Annotated in this window: 14 protein-coding genes; 9 read left to right on the forward strand and 5 right to left on the reverse strand. The window is 42.5% G+C overall.

The features are described 5' to 3' along the window. Positions 1-61 precede the first annotated feature (61 nt). From OCU78_RS19775 to OCU78_RS19790, 4 genes are read right to left on the reverse strand one after another with little or no spacing between them, the layout of a single operon-like run. A complete protein-coding gene (locus tag OCU78_RS19775) occupies positions 62-1,693 on the reverse strand; it encodes an ABC transporter ATP-binding protein (protein WP_137373852.1) in 1,632 nt (543 codons plus the stop codon). Positions 1,694-1,699: 6 nt separating this feature from the next. Further along, positions 1,700-2,818 (reverse strand): ABC transporter permease, encoded by a 1,119-nt coding sequence (locus tag OCU78_RS19780; RefSeq protein WP_240701746.1) that lies wholly within the window; start codon positions 2,816-2,818, stop codon positions 1,700-1,702. Between the two features lie 2 nt (positions 2,819-2,820). Beyond that, positions 2,821-3,909, reverse strand: coding sequence for a microcin C ABC transporter permease YejB (locus OCU78_RS19785; RefSeq protein WP_137373851.1), 1,089 nt, complete (start codon positions 3,907-3,909; stop codon positions 2,821-2,823). An 8-nt stretch (positions 3,910-3,917) separates the two neighbouring features. Further along, positions 3,918-5,933: an extracellular solute-binding protein gene (locus tag OCU78_RS19790; protein WP_240701745.1), complete on the reverse strand. Its 2,016-nt coding sequence runs from the start codon at positions 5,931-5,933 to the stop codon at positions 3,918-3,920. Between the two features lie 299 nt (positions 5,934-6,232). On the opposite strand from OCU78_RS19790, the gene OCU78_RS19795 reads away from it, so the two are divergent. The 8 genes from OCU78_RS19795 (at position 6,233) to OCU78_RS19830 (ending at position 15,138) form a co-directional block, all read left to right on the forward strand. Further along, a complete protein-coding gene (locus OCU78_RS19795; protein ID WP_137373850.1) occupies positions 6,233-7,279 on the forward strand; it encodes a GGDEF domain-containing protein in 1,047 nt (348 codons plus the stop codon). A 97-nt stretch (positions 7,280-7,376) separates the two neighbouring features. Beyond that, positions 7,377-8,423 carry an endonuclease/exonuclease/phosphatase family protein gene (locus OCU78_RS19800; protein WP_137373875.1) on the forward strand — a complete coding sequence of 349 codons (1,047 nt, stop codon included), beginning with the start codon at positions 7,377-7,379 and terminating at the stop codon, positions 8,421-8,423. A gap of 321 nt (positions 8,424-8,744) precedes the next feature. Beyond that, on the forward strand, positions 8,745-9,164 hold the full coding sequence (rbsD, locus tag OCU78_RS19805) for a D-ribose pyranase (RefSeq protein ID WP_137373849.1): 420 nt from the start codon (positions 8,745-8,747) through the stop codon (positions 9,162-9,164). Between the two features lie 67 nt (positions 9,165-9,231). Then, positions 9,232-10,737: a ribose ABC transporter ATP-binding protein RbsA gene (gene rbsA / locus OCU78_RS19810; protein WP_137373848.1), complete on the forward strand. Its 1,506-nt coding sequence runs from the start codon at positions 9,232-9,234 to the stop codon at positions 10,735-10,737. Then, positions 10,734-11,726 (forward strand): ribose ABC transporter permease, encoded by a 993-nt coding sequence (gene rbsC / locus OCU78_RS19815; protein ID WP_137373847.1) that lies wholly within the window; start codon positions 10,734-10,736, stop codon positions 11,724-11,726. The genes rbsA and rbsC overlap by 4 nt, the downstream gene beginning before the upstream one ends. A gap of 196 nt (positions 11,727-11,922) precedes the next feature. Continuing rightward, on the forward strand, positions 11,923-12,801 hold the full coding sequence (gene rbsB / locus OCU78_RS19820) for a ribose ABC transporter substrate-binding protein RbsB (RefSeq protein WP_137373846.1): 879 nt from the start codon (positions 11,923-11,925) through the stop codon (positions 12,799-12,801). Positions 12,802-12,989: 188 nt separating this feature from the next. Continuing rightward, the gene (gene rbsK, locus OCU78_RS19825; RefSeq protein ID WP_137373845.1) at positions 12,990-13,913 is read left to right on the forward strand and encodes a ribokinase; all 924 of its coding nucleotides are present in this window, start codon (positions 12,990-12,992) and stop codon (positions 13,911-13,913) included. Positions 13,914-14,136: 223 nt separating this feature from the next. Next, the gene (locus OCU78_RS19830; RefSeq protein WP_137373844.1) at positions 14,137-15,138 is read left to right on the forward strand and encodes a substrate-binding domain-containing protein; all 1,002 of its coding nucleotides are present in this window, start codon (positions 14,137-14,139) and stop codon (positions 15,136-15,138) included. Between the two features lie 155 nt (positions 15,139-15,293). Here OCU78_RS19830 and OCU78_RS19835 read toward each other — a convergent pair whose 3' ends face one another. Beyond that, positions 15,294-17,921: a molybdopterin oxidoreductase family protein gene (locus OCU78_RS19835; RefSeq protein ID WP_137373843.1), complete on the reverse strand. Its 2,628-nt coding sequence runs from the start codon at positions 17,919-17,921 to the stop codon at positions 15,294-15,296. A 467-nt stretch (positions 17,922-18,388) separates the two neighbouring features. Here OCU78_RS19835 and nirB point away from each other — a divergent pair, with 467 nt between their 5' ends. Continuing rightward, positions 18,389-21,016 carry a nitrite reductase large subunit NirB gene (nirB, locus tag OCU78_RS19840; protein ID WP_137373842.1) on the forward strand — a complete coding sequence of 876 codons (2,628 nt, stop codon included), beginning with the start codon at positions 18,389-18,391 and terminating at the stop codon, positions 21,014-21,016. Positions 21,017-21,035 lie beyond the last annotated feature (19 nt).

Here is a 21,035-nt window from a genome sequence, read left to right on the forward strand (position 1 = left end):
GCTATCAACTCAAGGTATCGACTAAACACAATCATTTAAATAAATACATTAAGGTGTTTAGCTAACGACCTTGGCTAAAAGACGATAAGGAAACCAGTTGCTTGGTGCATTCATGTTTAGGGTCATTAAATAATTGCTCTGTCGCGCCTTGTTCCACTATATACCCTGCTTTCATCACTATGGTGTAATGGCATAGTGATTTCACCACATCCAAATCGTGACTAATGAATAAGTAAGTCAACCCATACTTTTCCTGTAGAGATTTTAAAAGATCAAGTACTTGGGACTGAACAGTTCGGTCAAGGGATGACGTTGGTTCATCCAATAAAATGAATTCGGGTTTCAGTACCAGCGCACGCGCCACTGCAATACGCTGCCTTTGTCCACCTGAAAATTCATTCGGGTAACGGTGGCGAGTATTCGGGTCTAAGTCGACTTCTTTCATCACCTCACAAATTTGTTGGTCAAGCTGTGTCTCCGTCAACTCTTGATGTACTCGTAAACCTTCACCAATAACCTGAGCAACCGACATTCTTGGATTAAGTGCCGAAAACGGGTCTTGAAACACCACCTGCATGCGACTTCGATATGGCAACATACCGGTTCGATTTAAACCTTGAAGTTCACTTCCATCATAAGCAATTGAACCTTCACTATCGACCAGTTTGAGTATCGCCATACCTGTGGTGGATTTGCCCGAGCCACTCTCGCCGACTAAACCAATCGAGTGACCACGCTTTAGAGTAAACCCCATATCCGTGACAGCTTTTACATGCGACACCACTCGTTTGAATATGCCCCCTGTAATAGGGAACCAAACCCGAAGCTGATTCACATCTAACAGTGACTCACTGACTTCCGGTAACCTAACCGGCACACCTTTAGGGTCTGAGTTGATCAGTTTTTGGGTGTAAGCATGATTTGGGGAACTAAAAATCTGCTTACAATCACCACTTTCTACCAGATGTCCATCTTTCATCACTGCCACTCGATCAGCAATTTTTTTTACAATACTCAGGTCATGGGTAATGAATAACATCGCCATACCTAATTCTTGTTGAAGTGATTTAAGTAAATCTAAAATTTGAGCTTGCACGGAGACATCAAGTGCGGTGGTCGGCTCATCTGCAATCAATAGCTCTGGTTCATTAATCAGCGCCATCGCAATCATGACTCTCTGACGCTCTCCACCAGACAGTTCATGAGGGTATGACAATATTTTTTGTTCTGGGTAACGGATACCCACTTTATCTAACCACTCTAAAGCCAATTCATGTGCTTTGTTGGTGCGCATACCTCGGTGTATTGATAAGGTTTCAACGAGCTGCTTACCCACTTTGTGTAATGGGTTAAGTGATACCATTGGCTCTTGGAAGATCATTCCAATTCGTCCGCCTCTCACACCTCTAAGTTGACGCTCTGAACAACTCAAAATGTCGATACCGTTGAAGTTAATACTGCCATTTAAATAGTGAGATGAGCCTTTCGGAAGCAATTTAAGAATGGAATTGGCAGTCACCGATTTACCCGAGCCACTTTCACCCACCAAGGCTAAGGTTTCACCTTTTATTATTTCTAAAGACACCTTGTGAGTGACCTGCTCAACAGTACGTTTGTTATCAAGCACGTTCGCTCTTGCAAACCCAACCGACAAGTCTTTGATCGTCAAAACTGGTTCTACGCTATTTGTCATCAGGTTCTACCTATTCTGGTGCGGGTCAAAAGCATCACGTACCGCTTCACCAACAAAGACGAGTAACGTCAGCATCATGGAAAGTACAACAAACGCAGAAATGCCAAGCCATGGTGCATGTAAATTTGCCTTACCTTGGGCTAAAAGCTCCCCTAATGAAGGGGAACCCGCGGGTAAGCCAAAACCAAGAAAGTCCAAAGAAGTGAGTGTTGTAACCGAGCCAGACAAAATAAATGGCATCATAGTGAGCGACGCAACCATTGCATTGGGCAACATATGCCTAAGCATGATGCGTTTGTCATCGACCCCCATGGCTTGCGCCGCACGAACATAATCAAAATTACGGCAACGCAAAAACTCGGCTCTCACAATGCCCACCAGGCTCATCCAACTGAAGAGCACCATTATCCCCAGTAGCCACCAAAAATTGGGCTCGATAAAACTGGATAAAATGATCAATAAAAATAGAGTCGGCATGCCGGACCACACTTCAATAAAGCGTTGACCAAGTAAATCTAGCCAACCACCGTAATAGCCTTGGCTTGCCCCCACAAAGACGCCAATCACACTGGATACAATGGTCAATACAAACCCAAACAATACAGAGATTCTGAAGCCATAAATAATACGAGCCAGTACGTCGCGCCCTTTGTCGTCTGTGCCAAGCCAATTCACGTTATCGGGCTTTGAAGGAACAGCACCGGTGATATCAAAATTGATGGTGTCATAGCTAAAGGGAATCAAAGGCCATACGATATAGCCTTGCTCTTCTATCAGTTCAATCACATAAGGATCTTTATAGTCGGCTTCCGTTTCGAACTCTCCGCCAAACTCGGTTTCCGCATGCTCGGTTAAAACGGGATAAAACCATTCATTTTGATAGGACACCAACAAAGGCTTGTCGTTTGCGATTATCTCTGCAAACAAACTCAATACAAACAAGATGGTGAATACCCACAAGGAAATAAAACCGCGTTTATTCGCTTTGAATCTAAGCCACCTTGCTTGGTTTAGGGGGTTATTGAAGTGAAATAAACGATCATTAAATAGATATTTAGGGTGTAAACGTTTCAATGTTAAAGGCTTCTCTGCTGAAGGCTTCTTTGAAGAAGGAACACTATTCATGGTTATCTCGCCTCAAAGTCAATTCGAGGGTCAACCCACGTGTAGGTTAAATCGGAAATAATACTCAGTACTAAACCTAGAAGCGTCATGATATACAATGAACTAAACACCACAGGATAATCACGTTGAATGGTGGATTCAAAACCAAGCAGCCCTATGCCTTCTAAAGAAAACATCACTTCAATTAACATTGAGCCTGTGAAGAAGATGCTGATAAATGCACTTGGGAAGCCTGCAATAATAATGAGCATCGCATTACGAAATACGTGTTTATACAAGATGCTACTTTCATCAAGCCCTTTTGCTCTTGCTGTCACAACGTACTGCTTGTTTATTTCATCTAAGAATGAGTTTTTAGTTAGCATACTCAGCGTTGCAAAGCCGCCGATAACCATTGCAAAAATAGGTAACGTTAAGTGCCAAAAGTAATCGATGATTTGCTGGTACCAGTTAAGTTGTTCAAAATTACTCGACACTAAACCGCGCAGTGGGAACCAATTAAAGTAATTACCGCTGGCAAATAAGATGATCAAAATAATCGCGAATAAGAAACCCGGAATAGCGTAACCAATGATGACAACTGCACTAGACCAAATATCAAAGCGTGACCCGTGGTGGATAGCTTTAAAGATTCCCAAGGGAATAGAGATCAAATAGATGATCAAAGTGCTCCATAACCCTAGTGAGATGGAGACGGGAAGCCTATCTACAATCAAATCAATGACATCACCACCTTTAAACAGGCTCTCGCCAAAATTAAACATGGCGTAATTTTTTAGCATGTCAAAGTAACGTTCATGTATGGGCTTATCGAAACCAAATTGCTTTCTGATTTCTTCGACCACTTCTGGGTCTAACCCTCTTGAGCCTTTATAACCACTAGCCGATGCTTGTTCGCTGTTGCCTAAATCGACTTCTTGACCGCCACCAGAAAAACGTTCCATTATCCCTGAATTATGTCCCTCTAATTGCGCAACGGCTTGTTCAACCGGTCCGCCAGGGGCAATCTGGATAATAAAAAAGTTAATGGTGATGATCGCCCACAACGTTGGAATAACAAGCAGTAGACGTCTGAATATATACGCGGCCATTACTACTCCTAACGACGTTTTTCAGGTAATAAAGCCGCTTTTTCTTCCGATACCCACCATGTATCTACCCCTAAATCGTATTTAGGTAGAGTACTTGGACGTTCGAATTTATCCCACATGGCTACGCGGTATTTCCCAGAGTACCATTGAGGAATAAGGTAAAAGTTCCACTGTAGAACCCGATCAAAAGCAGGACCTAAAGCACTCAACTTTTCAGAGTCACTTTGGCTTTTAGCAATTTGCTCAGTTAAAGCATCAACGACTGGGTCAATTACCCCTGCGGTATTAAACGTAGAGTCAATATAGTTCGAATTCCAAGCAATCAATAAGTTCGGATTCGGGTAAGGGTTTGCGGAATAAGATGATGACACCATGTCAAAATCACGGTCTCTTAGCCGTTTAATATATTGAGTGGTATCCACAGTACGTATCTTCATTTCAATTCCCATGCGCTTTAAATTTTTCTGCATAGGTATCGCGATACGCTCAGATGTTGGGCTATAAATCAGGAGTTCAAAAGCTAAAGGCTGACCAGTCTCTTTGTTGGTCATCACCTTATTTTTTAGCTCCCACCCCGCTTCCTTAAGCAATTTAAACGCGGTGCGCATCTGACTACGAATTCGGCCACTTCCATCAGTGACGGGCGGCTTAAACTCTTGAGTAAATACGCGAGGATCAATCTGATCTTTAAACGGAGTCAGCAACGCTATTTCAGCTTCTGAAGGTAAACCTTTCGCTTCATACTCGGTATTTTGAAAGTAGCTGCGAGTACGTTGATACTGACTATAGAAAAGGTTGCGATTCATCCATTCAAAATCCATCGCATAGGTTAATGCTTCACGAACTTTAGGATCTGAGAAAGTAGCAATTTGACTATTGAAAATAAAGCCTTGTGACGTTTCAGGCTTTTCATGGTTTAACTCTTCTTTGGTAATGTAACCCTTATCGAAATTTGTACCTGTATATGACGTTGCCCAAAACTTGGCCGTGTTCTCAACACGCAAATCGTATTCACCAGCTTTGAAGGCTTCAAGCATAACGGTGTCATCACGGTAATAGTCGTATTGCACTTGTTTGAAGTTATTGCGCCCCACATTCACCGGTAGGTTTGCCGCCCAGTAATCTTCTAATAGACCGTAAGTAACACTTTGCCCTGATTTATAATCAATCACTTTATAAGGGCCACTACCAACTGGCGGTTCACTTAATGGATCACTTAACTTTCTATCTTGCCAATAGTGTTTGGGTAGTACACGGGTACCTTGCGCAAAGCTAAACAGCTTCTCTCTATTGGGTGTCGCCATTTCAACACGGACTATTAAATCGGAAATAGCAGTAACTGATTTGATATCTTTGTAGTAAACACGGTATTGAGGCACGCCTTCGGTTGAGAACTTGTCGAAGGTGAACGCGACATCATGAGCGGTAATAGGCACCCCGTCTTGGAAGCGGGCTTTAGGGTTTATATCAATTTCTAGCCAAGAAAAGTCATCAGCATAACGAACTTTGGAAGCAATAAGCGGGTAGTAAGCATCTATTTCATCACTTGGAGAGAACATCAACGTGTCGTAAAGCTCTCCTGTGTATTTCGCCGCAAGTCCACGAGAACCAAAACGGTTAAAGCTATCGAAAGTACCGGTTTCGCCATAGGTTACTTTGCCAAATTTAGGGGCATTGGGGTTCACGTAATCAAAGTGAGTGAAATCTTCTGGGTACTTTGCTTTACCAAAACCGACAAGTTGTGTGGTTTCAATTACTTTAGTCTTTTCAATTACTTTAGCCTCTGCTGCATTCGCACTGCTTATAGAAAAACAGGCTATAGAAAATGTTGCCGCTACTCCAAGCACTGAAAAGCTATTAACCAACTTTCTCTTAAACGTTTTTTGATTACAGAGGTCTTTATTGAAAGCAATGTTATGGCTGGATGCTTTACAAGCGGATGACTTTTCAACAATTGCTTGGTGAATAGCCGATCCACCTCCCTGAACATTGTGAAATGACTTACTTTGAAAACCTTTACCCATTTGACTCTCCCTTCAAATGTCTCAAGTGCTGGCAGCTCCGTTAGCTGAAAGCCTTTGATATCTAATGTCGTACTAATACCTTTAAAACTAGTATAGAGAAAAATATAACATCATGTAATAACTAATAAAAAACTCATCATATTCCTCTGTTTTTCCACATCAAAATACCAAGCTATTCACTTCATACTATTTAAATGCCAAACCATCATGCCAATTTATGCATAGAATAAACTCACTTTACTCATTATTATCCGTATAATATCTTATTAAATAACTCTATTGTTCTCAGGGCTGGATAGATGAAAACACGACTACTGAAGATGGCGATAAATGAAACTGAAATGGTGCGTCGTCAGTCTTTGATTCAACTTACTGATGAAGATTTATCCATACTTGAACAGCGTTTAAATTTGCTCTCTTTAAGCACAATAGACCTATCAGAACACACCGTAGAAAAGCTAAATTCCTTAACGGTAAGCAAAGTCATGTTCAAAAGAGTTAAAGGAGAGCTAAACGTACTCGTCAGCCGTCTGTTCACCACGCTCTGTACACTCAATTTTAAAATTGATTACTTATACACTCGTGCCGACATCAGCCAATTTTTAGTTACTCACGAAATATCGGTTATTGACCTTACTCTTTGTTTGCATAACACCTACTCACACATAGCTGAGCGCCTACATTTGTCTTTGGTGGAAGATAACCTAGACCCAACACCGACCCTTGCTACGTGGAATAAACGAGTTTTGTTGGAGACTCAACTCCTCTCTGAAATGTTCCATTACCTGCATCAGCTTAACGGCAATAGCCACTTGAAAGCACAGCCTTTGAGGGACGAACTGACAGGGGTTTACAACAAACCCGCATTTATTGATGAATTAGATCGAACTATTGCACTTTGCGACCGTTCAAATGATTCACTGACTATTTTGCATATAGATTTCCATGCATTGGCGAAAATCAATGACCGGCTTGGCTATGAAGTCGGTAATGCAGTTTTGCAGCAATTTACCAATATTTGTGCAGAACAGTTACGCAAAACTGAAACCATCGCACGGGATGGTGGTGAATTTTTTATTTTGCTGCCCTGTACGCCAATAAAAAATATACCGATTATTTGTGAACGTATTATCCAAAGATTTGAAGAAACCGTAGAAACTCAAACGACTTTAAGAATTGGGGCGTGCGCTTACTCACCTCAAGGTGATATTACGCTTGAACAATTGCTTTGCTGCGCGGAAACACATTTGAAGTACGCGAAAGAGCGCTCACTGATCACCGATAATCATGAATTCAGCTTAGGTACAAAGAAAACCACTAATAATGTTCTACGACTGATCAAATAAGATTCAAGAAAATCTAAAGATAAGTTTTTATGGTTTTGCGTTTATTAAACCGAGAAACCAAGCCATAATCATGAAAAATCATCATATTGAGCTTAACTTGAAATTACCTTCAACTCTGACTTTTACTACCATCAACATGCTCAATTACCTTGAGCCACCAAATGCGTACTACGATTTTGAAAACATCTACAGTCAGGACGAGTGGCAGCAAAAACAAAATTGGTTTTCAAACGCGATACAAACACTCGATAGTGATGTGATTGGCTTTCAAGAAGTGTTCAGCCCAGATTCGTTAGCGTCACTTTTACAAACACTTGGCTACCCATATTTCGAGGTTGTTGATTCCCCTCATGTAGAAAGTGATTATTTGTATACCTCTCCTGTTGTAGCCATTGCTTCACGCTATCCAATAATTCAAGTTCGCCCAGTCACTCCCAACCTTGATTTGCTCAAGAGTTTCAATGCAGCCAGTGATTTTTCTTTTAATCGCACACCAGTACACGCCACGATTGATCTGCCTCACTTAGGCGCGACCGATTGTTATGTGGTGCACTTTAAGTCGCAAAGACCTTCTGAGCCCCATACTGATACTGATACTGATACTGATACTGATACTGATAAGAATAAAGAGCCAAGTAGTGATTCTTTAAACCAATTACATACCGAACAACTGGGCAGGTGGCTTTCTACGGTGCAAAGAGGTTTTGAGAGTAACCTTCTGCACAAGTACATTTCTCAGCAACGCCTTCAATCTGATCAACCCATTATGGTTATGGGCGATTTTAACAAACCGATTTTCCATGATGAATTCAACGGGCTATTGTCTTACATGTTGAATCGTGATGAAGCTAGTAAGAACTGGTTATCTCACTTTCGATTACGAGACAGTTGGGATCTCTACCACCAGCTTCACCAAGAAGATTTATTAGAACACCGAAAGCCTACACATTACTACGGAGCGACAGGTTCTGTTTTGGATTATATTTTGCTTTCGAATGAGTTCGATTGCCAAAATTCATCCAGCTTAATGGAAGTCCATGGATTCACCGTCACAGACAAACACATCGTTAATCCAAGCTTTGAGGTTGACCAATTTAGTACCGATCACGCTTTAGTGTCGGTGACAGTTCGTATTCGAGAATAACCTCACGCAGTCTTTGATTACCTCAAATCTATCGAAGATAACCTTAATCCTATTTCGATAACCACGACTCAGTCCTTAAGTGGCATTTCGCTGAATGTCACTTCTCCCCACTCCCTTACAAATACGGTTTTGATGACGTTAATCGCGTGAGCTTCATCACCAAAAAACACGCCATCGAAACGTTTCGATGATCGTTATCACACAATTTAAAACAGAGAAGTGCAATTGATAAATGAAACACTATTATCACTATCGAAACGTTTCGATGGGTTTTATTTGAGCTTCTCTCATACCCACAGCGTTCTTTAAGTAGGTAGCATTATGAAAAAAAGTACTCTAATTAATTCAGACCTTTCATACCTTGTGGCGACGCTTGGCCACACTGATGAGATCACTATCTGCGATGCGGGTTTACCTATCCCTAACCATGTACGACGTATTGATCTAGCATTAACTCACGGAGTACCGAGTTTTCAGCAAACGGTACAAACGATGCTCGATGAATCACAAATTCAAGGTGTGATTATCGCCGACGAATTCGTAACAGTGAGCCCGGAGCATCACGCCGTTCTTATCGAGCAGCTTAAAGCTGAAGAAGCGCGCTGTGGAAAAACTATCGCTGTCACTTACATCAGCCATGAGGCTTTTAAGGAACGTACCAATGACAGCCGAGCGGTGATCCGGACTGGTGAATGTACACCTTATGCGAACGTTATTTTTCAAGCTGGCGTGACCTTTTAGCCACGTACTTTGACTTAATTCACTCTAACTTTATTTTAATTATTCTGGCCCCGAGTAAGGAACCAAGATGACTCAAGCCATTTTAGAACTTAGCGCTATTGAGAAAGCCTTCCCTGGCGTAAAAGCCTTGGACAAAGCTAGCCTCAATGTTTATCCAGGACGCGTAATGGCGCTAATGGGTGAAAACGGTGCTGGTAAATCGACGTTAATGAAAGTGCTCACGGGTATTTATCACCTAGATGCGGGCAGCATTGCTTATCAAGGTCAGCCAGCCGCATTTAAAGGACCTCGTGACTCACAAGAAGCGGGAATCAGCATTATCCACCAAGAGTTAAACTTAATTCCGGAGCTGACGATTGCTGAGAACATCTTCCTAGGACGTGAAATTACCGGAACCATGGGTCGCATTCTTTGGAATGAAATGTACCAAGAGGCCGATAAGTTACTGAAGCGTTTAAACGTAAACCACAGTTCTAAAACACCTTTAGGGCAGCTTAGCCTTGGTGAGCAACAAATGGTTGAGATTGCCAAAGCGCTGTCGTTTCAATCTAAGGTCATCATTATGGATGAACCAACGGATGCCCTAACCGACACAGAAACCGAATCGCTGTTTAAGGTGATCCATGAACTTCGCGCTGAAGGCTGCGGTATTGTTTACATCTCTCATCGCTTAAAAGAAATCTTTGAAATTTGTGACGACATTACAGTGCTTCGTGACGGAAAATTCATTGGTCAATGTGAAGTAAAAGACACCGATGAAGATGGCCTAATCGAAATGATGGTAGGTCGTAAATTAGATGAGCAATACCCTCGAATTGATGTGCAATTTGGTGAGACTTGCCTTGAAGTAATAGGGCTAACAGGTTCAGGCGTAGATGACGTGAGCTTTACTCTTAAACGCGGAGAAATATTAGGTGTTTCTGGCCTTATGGGTGCAGGTCGAACTGAGCTAATGAAAGTGATTTATGGCGCTTTACCAAGTGAACGCGGTGTCATTAATTTAGATAATAAGACCATTAACCCAGCCTCTCCTAAAGATGGTCTTGCCAATGGCATTGCTTATATCTCTGAAGACCGTAAAGGCGACGGGTTGGTTTTAGGACTATCGGTTAAAGACAACATGTCACTGTGCGCTTTAGACCAGTTAACCATCAATGGAAAAATCCAGCATGCTGATGAAGTCATTGCTGTGGATGATTTCATTAAGTTATTCAATATCAAAACCCCGACTCGTGAACAAATCATTGGCAACCTTTCCGGTGGTAATCAGCAAAAAGTGGCGATTGCCAAAGGGTTAATGACCAAACCTAAAGTACTTATCCTCGACGAGCCAACTCGCGGTGTCGATGTAGGTGCAAAGAAAGAAATTTATCAACTCATCAATAAATTTAAAGCGGAAGGCATGAGCATTATTTTAGTCTCTTCTGAAATGCCTGAAGTGTTAGGGATGAGTGACCGCATCATGGTGATGCATGAAGGCAAAATTAGCGGTGAGTTTGACGCTAAAGATGCGAACCAAGAATTACTACTGGCGTGTGCGGTCGGTAAAAAGATCAATAAGGATGCAGCATGAGTACTAAAACCATAAGCAAAACAACTGAAACTGAAGTACCAAAGAAAAAGCCGCTGATCAGCAAAGAATGGCTGATCGATCAAAAATCATTGATTGCTTTGATCTTTTTAATTGTTGTCGTTTCTTTCTTAAACCCTAACTTTTTCACAGTCGACAATATTCTTAACATCCTACGCCAAACCTCTATCAACGCCATTATTGCAGTTGGTATGACGCTGGTCATTTTAACGGCAGGCATTGATTTAAGTGTTGGTTCTGTCCTTGCTTTATGTGGTGCATTTGCCGCTAGCTTAATTGCTATGGAAGTGCCGGTATTGATTGCAGTACCGACCGCGCTTGTTGCAGGTGCTGCTTTAGGCGCTATCAGCGGTGTGATTATTGCGAAAGGCAAAGTCCAAGCATTCATTGCAACTCTCGTTACCATGACTCTGCTACGCGGTGTCACTATGGTTTACACCGATGGTCGCCCTATTTCTACTGGCTTTACTGACACTGCGGATGCATTCGCCTGGTTTGGTACTGGTTACGCTTTGGGCATCCCTGTTCCAGTATGGATTATGGTGGTTGTGTTTGCAGCGGTTTGGTACTTGCTTAACCACACTCGCTTCGGTCGCTATGTTTATGCCCTAGGCGGCAATGAATCTGCTGCACGCCTTTCTGGTATCGATGTCGATAAAGTTAAAATCGGTGTCTATGCAATCTGTGGTCTGTTGGCAGCCGTCGCTGGCATTATCGTCGCGTCACGTCTTTCTTCAGCACAACCAACAGCTGGTATGGGCTATGAACTTGATGCGATAGCAGCGGTGGTTTTAGGCGGTACAAGCTTAGCCGGCGGTCGCGGTCGAATTATGGGCACTTTAGTCGGCGCTTTGATTATCGGCTTCTTAAACAACGCCCTAAACCTATTAGACGTATCTTCGTACTACCAAATGATTGCCAAAGCAGTGGTTATTCTTCTGGCGGTATTAGTGGACAACAAAAACAAGTAACTGATAACACTGAATAATTATAAGAAACACATGACTATTTAATAACTGTACTACTAATAATATGACATCAGAGCTAGGTGCTAAAACATTTGGGCTAACCAGTAGAGCGTTTTAACTAACCCTTAAAATACTTGAACTAAAGTATTAGAACACTTGAACCAGCCCTAGCTCGCCCCCTACACAAAGGACTATAACGATGAAAAAATTAGCGACTCTTATTTCTGCTGCTGTACTTTCAACTTCTGTATCTGTGTCTGCACAGGCTCAAGATACAATGGCAATCGTACTATCCACTCTAAACAACCCATTCTTTGTAACGATGAAAGATGGCGCAGAAGCAAAAGCGAAAGAGCTAGGTTACAAGCTAATCGTTCTTGATTCACAGAATGATCCCAGCAAAGAGCTATCAAACATCGAAGATTTGACGATTCGAGGCGTGAAAGCCATTCTGATCAACCCAACGGATTCAGATGCTGTTTCTAATGCTATTCGTATGGCAAACCGATCAAACATACCAGTACTAACGCTGGACCGTGGCGCAAGCCGTGGTGATGTAGTGAGCCACATTGCTTCTGATAACGTGATCGGTGGTGAAATGGCAGGGCACTTCATCATGGAAAAAGTAGGTGAAAAAGCAAAAGTAATTCAACTTGAAGGCATCGCGGGTACTTCTGCTGCACGTGAGCGTGGTGAAGGCTTCATGAACACGGTAAACGGTAGCGACCTTGAATTATTAGCAAGCCAACCTGCCGATTTCGACCGTACTAAAGGTCTGAACGTAATGGAAAACTTATTAGCAGCTAATTCTGATGTGCAAGCCGTATTCGCACAAAATGATGAAATGGCATTGGGAGCACTTCGCGCCGTTCAAGCTTCAGGTAAAGACGTGATGATTGTTGGATTTGATGGTACTGACGATGGCATTGCTGCTGTTAACCGTGGCAAGTTAGCTGCAACTATTGCTCAACAACCTGACCTAATTGGTTCACTTGGTATTGAAATGGCTGACAAAGTGCTGAAAGGCGAAACCGTTGAAGCTTACGTACCAGTTCCTTTAAAAATCATCGCTCAGTAATCCTGTTTAGCGCTGGAAATCTAATTAAGCAGGGAGTCCAATACCTCCCTGCTCATTAACTCTAAGCTTATTAATTCTAAGCTTAAAATTAAAAATTCAGATAGTGCATCGCTGTTTCTCATCCAATATCTAATGAGAGGAGCAACAGCCATGCATTTTCAAATACGATATATCATAAGGCTCGTATCATGACTCAACTGATTGTTTTAGGTAGCGTAAACGCTGACCATGTTTTGCAAGTTCCTTCATTCCCTCGCCCTGGTGAAACTTTAGTGGGCGGTAACTATCAAGTAATTCCAGGTGGAAAAGGCGCAAACCAAGCGGTTGCTGCTGCTCGTTTAAAAGCAGATATCGGCTTTATTTCATGCGTAGGTGACGATGCATTTGGTATTAACATTCGTAATGCGTTTGCACAAGATGGCATCAATACAGATGGCGTGATCATTGCCGATAAAACCCCAACTGGCATCGCGATGATCCAAGTTTCCGCGTCGGGTGAAAACAGCATTTGTTTATCAGCTGAAGCCAACGACAAGCTAACGTGTGAACAAATTGAACCACACTTGCAAAAAATACGTGATGCAAAATACTTATTAACTCAGCTTGAAACACCAATTGAAGGCATCGAGTATGCAGCTAAAGCAGCAAAAGAAAACAGAACGAATGTTGTGTTAAACCCCGCCCCTGCCCGCCCTTTATCGGATGAATTACTGGCGTGTATTGATGTGATCACCCCAAATGAAACGGAAGCTGAAGTACTAACAGGTATCACAGTCACAGATGACCAAAGTGCTCAGAAAGCTTCAGAAGCATTGCATTTGAAAGGTATTGAAATTGTGATGATCACATTAGGTGCTAAAGGTGTTTGGCTAAGCCAAAATGGACGTGGTGAACTTATTCCAGGGTTTCGTGTAGAAGCCACTGATACTACAGCGGCTGGAGACACCTTCAATGGTGCATTCGTAACGGGTTTGCTTGAAAATATGCCAATTGAGCAAGCCATCAAGTTTGCTCATGCTGCTGCGGCTATTTCAGTGACCCGTTTTGGGGCACAAACTTCGATTCCTAGCCGAGAAGAAACCGACACTTTTCTTGCGAAGCAAATGCAGTAAGCCCATAAAAGATATTACGTAATCTGTTGTATTTCCTTTAGAATGAGTTTCATGGAAACATCTAAACGTAGTTATCTTTAATCAACACAGTTCTATTAGCTGGTTTATAGTCTGTACTTTTAGTGCTGTGTTTAAGATCATTTTCCGGCTACGACTCAAATTTAACATTCTCAATTGGGTACATTCAGTTTGAGCGTATTCAGTATCATCACAAGGACTTAATATGGCTACGATGAAAGACATCGCCAGGTTAGCAAAAGTATCGACTTCTACCGTTAGTCACGTGATTAATAAATCTCGGTTCGTCAGTGATGAAATCGCAGAGCGAGTCAATAACGCCGCTAAAGAGCTGAATTATGCACCATCGGCATTGGCACGTAGCTTAAAAATGAAACGCACCAATACTATAGGCATGCTGGTCACCACGTCTACCAACCCATTCTTTGGTGAAGTGGTAAAAGGGGTAGAACGTCGCTGCTATGAAAAAGGCTATAACCTGATTTTATGCAATACGGAAGGTGACAGCGAACGCATGAAATCATCCATCGATACTTTGCTACAAAAGCGAGTTGATGGGCTTATGCTCATGTGTTCAACCCTTGAAGGTGAACATTTAGATGTATTTGAACGTTATCCAGAACTACCCGTAGTGGTAATGGATTGGGGACCAATGCTTTTTGCCAGCGATAAGATCCAGGATAATTCGCACCAAGGCGGATATATGGCAACCAAGTACTTGATAGACAATGGTCACACTGAGATTGGTTGTATCACCGGTCCTTTACACCGAAATCAAGCTTCTTTACGTTATGAAGGCTATAAGAAAGCCATGGCGGATGCGAACCTAGAGCTAAACCCCCAATGGATTATTGAGTCTAACTTCATGTGTGATGGTGGGTTTGATTCTTACCATAAGCTCAAAAGCAAAGGTCAATTACCTAGCGCCCTATTTGTATGTAACGACATGATGGCAATGGGCGTGATCAATGCGGCTTATCAAGATGGTCTGCATATCCCAAGTGATCTTTCTATTATTGGATATGATGACATTCACTTATCTAAATTCATGACTCCCTCTTTAACGACTATCCACCAGCCTAAGCATCGATTAGGGAAAGCGGCTGTTGATACCTTAATCAACCGACTTAAAACACCAGATGCCTACCCGCAAGTTGTCGAGCTTGAACCTACGCTAGTAGTAAGAGACAGCGTACAAACGCTTTAAATTCAATCGGTCTCATTTCAAAAAACAATGGCATTTGTGACTCAAGGCAACGCTCACCACGTTGCCTTATTTATTGGCTTAACTCGCAACTTAAAGTACTCGCCGCCAAGACAATTCATCGCCGGTGAGTACTAATGACCAAGAGTACCAGCTCCCTAATCACCAAAAGCAAGTTGCTGTAAAAACTCACTTTCAAAATCTTCTTCTATGGGCTTATTAAAGCAGTCAATCAGCCAATCTATTTTCTGCTGGCTCAATTGCCCACTGACCACAAAAGCTTGTTGCATACCCGTTGAAGCTAACTTAGCTGTACCAAAACTTTTCTCTCGCAAGTCATGACGTCCAGTTACAGATTGCATTGGATCTTTTCCTAGCTCTCCTCCCTCTCCGTGAAAATGCAGTGTTTTAGATCGACTTGAGTTGTCCGTAGAAAGGGTGTCTAGTTTATTCGCAAGGTCAATAACCAACGCCATAGGATTTTTATGTGAAGAGATTCGATATAGGAAGCCACGTTCGACTCTTTGCCTTACCCAGTAGTCAAATTCATCACAATCTAAAATTGACTCACTGATCAACGCCGCTTCACTTTTATACCCACACGCTTCTAACATAATGGGGGTGTGCTTAAACTCTGGCTGCCCAGATGCGCTATCCACATTTGGTAAAATCAAATCACAAGGCTTAGTGTCTTTCGCTGTAGTGCCATTCCAATGTATCGGCATAAAAACTTGCTCTGGCTGTACATCTTTCGTCACCATCAGTCTCGCCTGACATTCACCTTGCTGACTTTTCACTCGTACCACTTGTGGTTGTTTCAAACCATTCAAAATCTGTTGAGAATTAGACTGATTAGACACATCTGGGTGTAAACCTAACAGGCTCACTGTATCAGGATGAACTGCAATAAAAGGTTCAGGGATATGCTCGCCTAAATCTGCCGCAAGTCCAGTACGAGACATAGTATGCCATTGATCTCGAATGCGCCCCGTATTCATGAGTAATGGGTATTCAGATGATATTGACGCGATTGGATCTTGATGCTCAACGGGCACGAACTGAGCTTTTCCAGACACGGTGAAAAATTGATTATCGGTAAACATCCGTTGATTGGTAGAATCCATTTGTAACTTCATCACTGGCCACTGCTGGGGGGTAAGGCGGCTATAACTTTGGTCATCTAACTGAGTTAACCCAATCAAACAAAGATCTCGCTGTTTACCATCCAGATTCTCTAAGCTGGTCATGCGGCAGTATTCATTAAAGATCTGACCTTCATGTAAGTAATCAAACTGTTCCAAGAAACCCATCTTTTGCGCAACTTGGCTTATCATCCACCAATCAGGTTTTGCTTCTCCAGGGCTGGGTAGAATACGCCTTTGACGAGAGATTCGACGCTCTGAATTGGTCACCGTTCCCGACTTTTCACTCCAGCCTTGTGCCGGCAATAGCACATTGGCAAGGCGCGTGGTTTCAGTATCTTCAATACAATCCGACACCACCACAAATGGGCACCTTTCCAACGCTTCTTTCACTTTCACACTATCAGGTAAGCTAACAACAGGGTTCGTTGCCATTATCCATACCGCTTTAATCTTTCCTTCATGCATTGCATCAAATAAGTCTATGGCTTTAAGCCCTGCTTGCTCGGCTAAATTGTCCGTTTGCCAAAAGTCACTGATCAACTGGTGAGCTTGAGCGTCGCCAAATTCAAAGTGAGAAGCCAACGTGTTCGCTAAGCCGCCAACCTCTCTTCCGCCCATAGCATTGGGCTGTCCGGTGACTGAGAAAGGTCCCATTCCCTGCTTACCTATCTTACCGGTCGCTAAATGACAGTTGATGATGGCATTGACTTTATCGCAGCCTTGGCTGGATTGGTTCACACCTTGAGAATAGATAGTGATGACTTTGTTCGTGCGAGAAAAAGCTTCGTAAAAGGATTCTAGCTCTTGTGAAGTCAGCCCCGTAATTTGCTCTGTGGCTTCACGAGTTTCGGCTTGTTTAGCCGCAGGTTTCATTGCTTTGTTAAAACCTTCGGTAAATTGATCAATGTAATTTTGATCCAAATAACCCTTTTCCTCTAGATACGAAAAAAGACCATTAAATAACGCGACATCCGAACCGGATTGAATCGCAAGGTGATGGTCAGCAATATCACAGGTTTCCGTCACCCGAGGATCAATCACAATGACCTTTAAATTTTGATTAGCTTGCTTGGCAGCCCTTAGCCTTTGGAATAAAACAGGATGACACCACGCGAGGTTAGAGCCCGTAATCACCACAAGATCGGTCTGTTCTAGATCTTCATAGCAGACTGGTACAGTGTCTGAACCAAATGCGCGTTTATGCCCAACCACACTCGATGCCATACATAAACGGGAATTACTGTCGATATTTCCGCTGCCGATGAATCCCTTCATCAATTTGTTCGCGACATAGTAATCTTCTGTCAACAATTGCCCAGAGACATAAAACGCGACGGAGTCTGGACCATTCTCCTTAATGGTTTGAGAGAACTTATCCGCTATCAGTTCAGTCGCTTCATCCCAAGCAAAAGTATTTCCGCCTCCTGCACTGGCAAGTGTTGGATAAAGCATTCTGCCAATAGGCGTTACGGTATCGCCTAAAGCTGCACCCTTTGTACATAGTTTTCCGTAATTCGAAGGATGTTGTTTATCCCCTCTTATTTCTAGTTTCCCTGAAGAGGTAGGTCTTGCTTCAATGCCACAACCGACACCGCAATAAGCACAGGTAGATTTTATCCATTCTTGTTGTGAACTCGTCATTCATCCCTCACGCAATTATCCTTAATTGTATGCAAGACACTACAGCAATTTACACGCCAGCTTTATTACCAGTTTAAAATTAAAAAATTAACCAATTAAAACAACAAGATAATGAAATTAATCATATGAATCATTTTGATTAATTCATACCACTCGATATATAACCTTAAATTTGCACCAACTTACGCAAAGCTGCACCATTAACGCTCATTTTAATCAATTAACTTAAAAATAAACCTACCACTTTAGAGGTACACTAAAAACAAAGAAATACAATAAGGCATTGTTAAGTAAGGATTAAAAATACAAATCACCTTATAAATATCACTTTGGCACCCTCCTTGCTGAACCAACACAAAGGACGAATAAATACAAAATTCAGAATGAACGATAAGTAAGAGAAAAACCTCTATTTACTCTCGCATTTATCATTCCTATCTGAACCAGCTGATAAAAAGGAATTTGCAATGAGCCAGACACCTACAAGAAAAACTAAGATTGTTGTCGTTGGAAATGGCATGGTCGGACATAAATTTATCGATAATCTGATTCAAGATAAATCCGATGAATTTGACATCATCACTTTCTGTGAAGAGTCTCGATTAGCTTATGATCGCGTACAACTCACTTCTTACTTTGATGAAGGTAAAGGGGCGGATGATCTCGCCCTAGCCAGTGAAGGTTATTACCAAAGTAACGGAATTAACTACTTACTCAACAGCAAAGTAACTCAGCTTGATACAGACAATAACCAAGTCATCACCGACAGTGGTCATATTGAAAGTTACGACAAGCTAGTACTAGCAACGGGCTCATTCCCATTTGTTCCCCCTATTCCCGGTAATGACCAAGAACATTGTCATGTCTACCGTACTTTAGATGATTTAGATGCCATCGAGTTATCAAGCAAGCAGAGCAAATCAGGCGTGGTAATTGGTGGTGGCTTGCTGGGTCTTGAAGCTGCTAACGCCGTTAAGAACTTAGGGCTAGAAACGCATGTTGTTGAATTCGCGCCTCGCTTAATGGCGGTTCAATTGGATGATGGAGGCGGTGCACTTCTACGCAGAAAGATTGAAGGACTTGGGGTTCAAGTTCATACCGAAAAAGCGACATCAGAAATTATAGCGGGTGACACTGCCCGCTACCGAATGAACTTTGCTGACGGTACTCACCTTGAAACCGATATGATCGTTTTTTCTGCTGGTATCCGCCCTAAAGATGCGCTGGCACGCAGCTCAAACATAACCATTGGGGAACGTGGTGGCATTGTAATTAACGACCATTGCCAAACCAACATCGACAATGTTTACGCCGTTGGTGAATGTGCACTTTGGGACAACAAAATTTTTGGTTTAGTGGCACCCGGCTACTCTATGGCAAAAGTAGCGGCATCACATATTGCAACGAACGGCGAAACTGAATCTAGTTTTACTGGCGCAGATATGAGTACCAAACTCAAATTGCTTGGTGTAGATGTCGCCAGCATTGGTGAAGTTCACGGACAAACTGAAGGCGCGCAGTCATACACCTACAATGATGAAATTGAGCAAGTATATAAGCGTTTAATCATTTCTGCCGACGGCAAGAAAATTGTCGGTGCGGTACTGGTTGGGGATGCCGAGGCTTACGGCACTTTGCTACAAACCAAGCAAAATGATATGCCCCTGCCAGAGAACCCAGCGGTATTGATTCTACCGAATGTGACCGATGATTCGGGCTCCGCTATGGGGGTTGAAGCATTACCAGATACCGCCGTGATTTGTTCATGTTTTGATGTGACCAAAGGCGATATTAAGCAAGCAGTTTCTGCAGGCTGCACCACTATGGCAGCACTAAAAGAATCGACGAATGCTTCAACGGGTTGTGGCGGCTGTTCTGCCTTAGCTAAGCAAGTCTTAGATAGCGAGTTAAGCAATTTAGGCGTAGAAGTGTGTAACGATATTTGTGAGCACTTTGCTTATTCTCGCCAAGAGCTTACCGACATTATTCGAGTCAATAAAATCAAATCATTCGATGAGTTATTGGACTCTCATGGACAAGGTTTAGGCTGTACCGTGTGCAAGCCAGCAATTGGCTCGATACTCGCTTCATATTGGAATGATTACATTCTTGAAGATCAACATCTAGAGCTTCAAGACACCAATGATATTTACCTAGGCAATATGCAAAAAGACGGCACCTACTCTGTCGTTCCTCGTATAGCTGGCGGTGAAATCACCCCAGACAAGCTCATTGTACTAGGTGAAGTGGCGAAGAAATTCGATTTATACACCAAGATCACTGGTGGTCAGCGAGTTGATTTATTTGGAGCTCAACTCAACGAATTACCTATTATTTGGAAAACTCTGATCGATGCTGGTTTTGAAACGGGTCATGCCTACGGAAAATCCGTTCGTACCGTCAAATCATGCGTGGGCAGCACTTGGTGCCGATATGGTGTCGACGATAGTGTTGGCTTAGCTATCAGGCTTGAAAATCGATACAAAGGGCTTCGTTCCCCGCACAAAATCAAATTTGCCGTATCAGGCTGTACCCGCGAATGTGCTGAAGCTCAATCTAAAGATTTTGGGATTATCGCTACAGACAAAGGTTGGAACTTATACATCTGTGGTAATGGCGGCATGCGCCCACGCCATGGCGATCTTTTTGCTACTGATTTAGATGAAACCACTCTTCTTAAATACATTGACCGAATCTTAATGTTTTACACCCGCACAGCCGATCGCTTACAGCGTACATCGGTGTGGATGGAGAATTTAGAAGGCGGTATGGATTACCTCAAACAAGTGGTCATTGAGGACAAACTTGGTGTAGCAGCGGAGTTAGAAGCCGATATCGAACTGAATATCTCTAAATATCAATGCGAATGGAAAACCACCATTGAAAACCCTGAAAAAATGAAGCGATTCCAACACTTCATCAATAGTGAAGATATGGATGAGAACGTCAGTTTTATCACCGAAAGAGAGCAACGCTTCCCAACGCCACTTTCCAGCTCTTCAATCAACAAGGCTGCAAACGATAAGTCAGAGCATGCGAGTAATAGATCAGAGCAAGAAAAAGCTCAAAGAATCGAAATCACTGAAGTGTCATAACGGTGTTCCTTCACGTCCA

This window comes from Vibrio gallaecicus (genome assembly GCF_024347495.1).
Lineage (GTDB): Bacteria > Pseudomonadota > Gammaproteobacteria > Enterobacterales > Vibrionaceae > Vibrio > Vibrio gallaecicus.

What these genes read in the sequence shown, in the direction of transcription:
- rbsB (WP_137373846.1), top strand. Translation starts at nt 11,923, where the DNA reads ATGAAAAAATTAGCGACTCTTATTTCTGCTGCTGTACTTTCAACTTCT.
- OCU78_RS19775 (WP_137373852.1), bottom strand. Translation starts at nt 1,693, where the DNA reads ATGACAAATAGCGTAGAACCAGTTTTGACGATCAAAGACTTGTCGGTT.
- rbsA (WP_137373848.1), top strand. Translation starts at nt 9,232, where the DNA reads ATGACTCAAGCCATTTTAGAACTTAGCGCTATTGAGAAAGCCTTCCCT.
- OCU78_RS19835 (WP_137373843.1), bottom strand. Translation starts at nt 17,921, where the DNA reads ATGACGAGTTCACAACAAGAATGGATAAAATCTACCTGTGCTTATTGC.
- rbsC (WP_137373847.1), top strand. Translation starts at nt 10,734, where the DNA reads ATGAGTACTAAAACCATAAGCAAAACAACTGAAACTGAAGTACCAAAG.
- OCU78_RS19795 (WP_137373850.1), top strand. Translation starts at nt 6,233, where the DNA reads ATGAAAACACGACTACTGAAGATGGCGATAAATGAAACTGAAATGGTG.
- rbsD (WP_137373849.1), top strand. Translation starts at nt 8,745, where the DNA reads ATGAAAAAAAGTACTCTAATTAATTCAGACCTTTCATACCTTGTGGCG.
- OCU78_RS19785 (WP_137373851.1), bottom strand. Translation starts at nt 3,909, where the DNA reads ATGGCCGCGTATATATTCAGACGTCTACTGCTTGTTATTCCAACGTTG.
- nirB (WP_137373842.1), top strand. Translation starts at nt 18,389, where the DNA reads ATGAGCCAGACACCTACAAGAAAAACTAAGATTGTTGTCGTTGGAAAT.
- OCU78_RS19830 (WP_137373844.1), top strand. Translation starts at nt 14,137, where the DNA reads ATGGCTACGATGAAAGACATCGCCAGGTTAGCAAAAGTATCGACTTCT.
- OCU78_RS19780 (WP_240701746.1), bottom strand. Translation starts at nt 2,818, where the DNA reads ATGAATAGTGTTCCTTCTTCAAAGAAGCCTTCAGCAGAGAAGCCTTTA.
- rbsK (WP_137373845.1), top strand. Translation starts at nt 12,990, where the DNA reads ATGACTCAACTGATTGTTTTAGGTAGCGTAAACGCTGACCATGTTTTG.
- OCU78_RS19790 (WP_240701745.1), bottom strand. Translation starts at nt 5,933, where the DNA reads ATGGGTAAAGGTTTTCAAAGTAAGTCATTTCACAATGTTCAGGGAGGT.